This is a genomic window from Cellulomonas sp. P5_C5, from assembly GCF_054049655.1.
This window is the reverse complement of record NZ_JBFULY010000054.1, coordinates 1-2,562: the sequence shown is the minus strand read 5'-3', so window position 1 is coordinate 2,562 and position 2,562 is coordinate 1. Positions and strand designations below refer to the sequence as shown.

Genomic DNA, 2,562 nt, shown 5'->3' with positions numbered 1-2,562 from the left:
ATGCTGGCTCCGGGCTGGATGCTCGGCGTCATCGAGCAGAACTCGGCCGGCGTGACCGGCTGGGACATCGCGGACGTCTTCCMMGGCGGCGCCGGCAACTGGGGTGGCTCGTTCCTGACGGTCCCCGCCCAGAGCAAGCACCCCGAGGAGGCCAAGGAGTTCGCTGCGTGGCTCACCGCCCCGGAGCAGCAGATCCAGGCCTACAAGAACAAGGGCACGTTCCCGAGCCAGACCGAGGCGCTGACCTCGGACGAGCTGCTCAGCTCCACGAACGCGTTCTTCAACGACGCCCCGGCCGGCCAGATCCTGGCCAACCGCGCCGAGGGCATCGTCGCCCCGTTCAAGGGCCCGAACTACTTCGCCGTCAACGACGCGATGCAGTCGGCTCTGACCGAGGTCGACGTCAACGGTGGTGACGCCGCTGCACAGTGGGACACCTTCGTCGCCGCGGTCAACGCACTCGGCTGACGCACGCCACGGGGCCGGGCCGATKGGTCATCCATCGGCCCGGCCCTGCCAGCGTAGGCTCCTGACCACCGCCACGAAGGACACCTGATGGCTACCTCCACCACCCCACCTCAGCTCGACAGCGGTCGTCAGCGCGACCTCGAGCGCGTCCCCCGCCGGGTCGGCTTCAGCCAGACCCTCGGCCGCTGGGACGTCAAGGTCTCGCCCTACCTCTACATCTCCCCGTTCTTCATCCTCTTCGCGCTCACGGGTCTGTTCCCGCTCGTGTACACGGCCTACGTGTCCGTGCACGACTGGAACCTGATCGGTGGCAAGGGTGCCTTCGTCGGGTTCGAGAACTACCTGTTCGTCGTCCAGGAGCCCAACTTCTGGAAGAGCCTGCGCAACACCTTCAGCATCTTCATCCTGTCGACGGTCCCCCAGCTGATCATCGCGATCGTGCTCGCGGCGCTCCTCGACGCGAACCTGCGCGCGCGCACCTTCTGGCGCATGGGCGTGCTGCTGCCMTACGTCGTCGCGCCCGTCGCGGTCAGCCTCATCTTCGGCAAGCTCTTCGCCGACAAGTCCGGCCTCATCAACACGGTGCTCGGCTACATCGGCATCGACCCGATCGGCTGGCACGCGCAGATCCTGCCCAGCCACATCGCGATCGCGACGATGGTCGACTTCCGCTGGACCGGCTACAACACGCTGATCCTCCTCGCGGCGATGCAGGCCATCCCGAAGGACCTGTACGAGGCCGCCGTCCTGGACGGTGCCACGCGGGTCCGCCAGTTCTTCTCCGTCACCGTGCCGATGCTGCGCCCGACGATCATCTTCGTGGTCATCACCTCCACGATCGGTGGCCTGCAGATCTTCGACGAGCCGCGCCTGTTCGACCAGACCGGCCAGGGTGGCCCGAGCCGTCAGTGGATGACGGCGACCATGTACATCTACGAGCTCGGGTGGGGCAACCAGAAGAGCTTCGGACGCGCGTCCGCAGTCGCCTGGATCCTGTTCCTCATCATCGTGTTGGTCGGCCTGATCAACTTCTCGATCACGCGGAAGATCTCGTCCGAGACGTCGACGACCAAGCGGAAGAAGGTTTCCCGATGAGCGCCCCCTCGCTGCCGGTCATCCGGCAGACCGCCGGACGCGGTGCCGCCCGCGCTGCCGGGCGCAGCCGCTCGACGGCCGCCGGTTCCGACCGCCGTCCGGGCTGGGTCACGTACGCCCTGCTCGGTGTCGCGATCGTCCTGGCGATCGCACCGCTGTACTACGCGTTCCTGCTGGCGTCGGCCAACGCGCCGTACATCGCGCAGAACCCGATCCCGTCGCTGATCCCCCAGGGCGACTTCTTCACCAACGTCGGCAAGGTGCTGAACGGCGACATCCAGTTCTGGAAGGCGCTCAGCAACTCGATCATCGTCGGCACCATCACGGCGCTGTCCGTGGTGCTCTTCTCGACGCTAGCCGGCTTCTCGTTCTCGAAGCTGCGGTTCAAGGGTCGCAACGCCCTGCTCGTGTTCGTCATCGCGACCACGGCAGTCCCTACGCAGCTCGGCATCGTCCCGCTGTTCATCCTCATGTCCCAGCTCGGGTGGACCGGCAAGCTCATCGCCGTCATCGTCCCGGGTCTGGTCACCGCGTTCGGCGTGTTCTGGATGACGCAGTACCTCGAGTCGGCCCTGCCCTACGAGCTCGTCGAGGCAGCCCGCGTCGACGGTGCGTCGATGATCAGGACGTTCTGGCACATCGCCCTCCCGGCGGCGCGCCCGGCGGCCGTCATGCTCGGCCTGTTCACGTTCGTCGCCTCGTGGACGAACTTCTTCTGGCCGTTCATCGTCCTCGGACCGCAGAACCCGACGCTGCCGGTGGCCATCCAGCTGCTCCAGGCGTCGTACTTCAAGGACATGTCGCTGATCATGGCGGGCGTCACCGTCTCGACGATCCCGCTCATCATCCTGTTCTTCATCGCCGGCCGTCAGCTCGTCGCCGGCATCATGCAGGGTGCTGTCAAGGGCTGATCCGCGCACACTGTCTCGTGCACGCCCCGGGCACTCACGGTCGTCCTGACCTGAGGAACCCGGTGGACGGGAAAGGCGGGGTGCTCCC

The 2,562-nt window shown here is 66.6% G+C and carries 3 protein-coding genes; all 3 read left to right on the top strand.

Features of this window, described 5'->3' with window-relative positions; all coding sequences use genetic code 11:
- Positions 1–468: extracellular solute-binding protein (locus ACXJKF_RS22155; RefSeq protein ID WP_456789903.1), on the top strand; the 468-nt coding region annotated here is incomplete at its 5' end.
- Between the two features lie 87 nt (positions 469–555).
- Positions 556–1,563 (top strand): carbohydrate ABC transporter permease, encoded by a 1,008-nt coding sequence (locus ACXJKF_RS22150; protein WP_456789902.1) that lies wholly within the window; start codon positions 556–558, stop codon positions 1,561–1,563.
- Complete coding sequence (locus ACXJKF_RS22145; protein ID WP_456789901.1) at positions 1,560–2,474, top strand: carbohydrate ABC transporter permease; 915 nt, start codon at positions 1,560–1,562, stop codon at positions 2,472–2,474. The genes ACXJKF_RS22150 and ACXJKF_RS22145 overlap by 4 nt, the downstream gene beginning before the upstream one ends.
- Positions 2,475–2,562 lie beyond the last annotated feature (88 nt).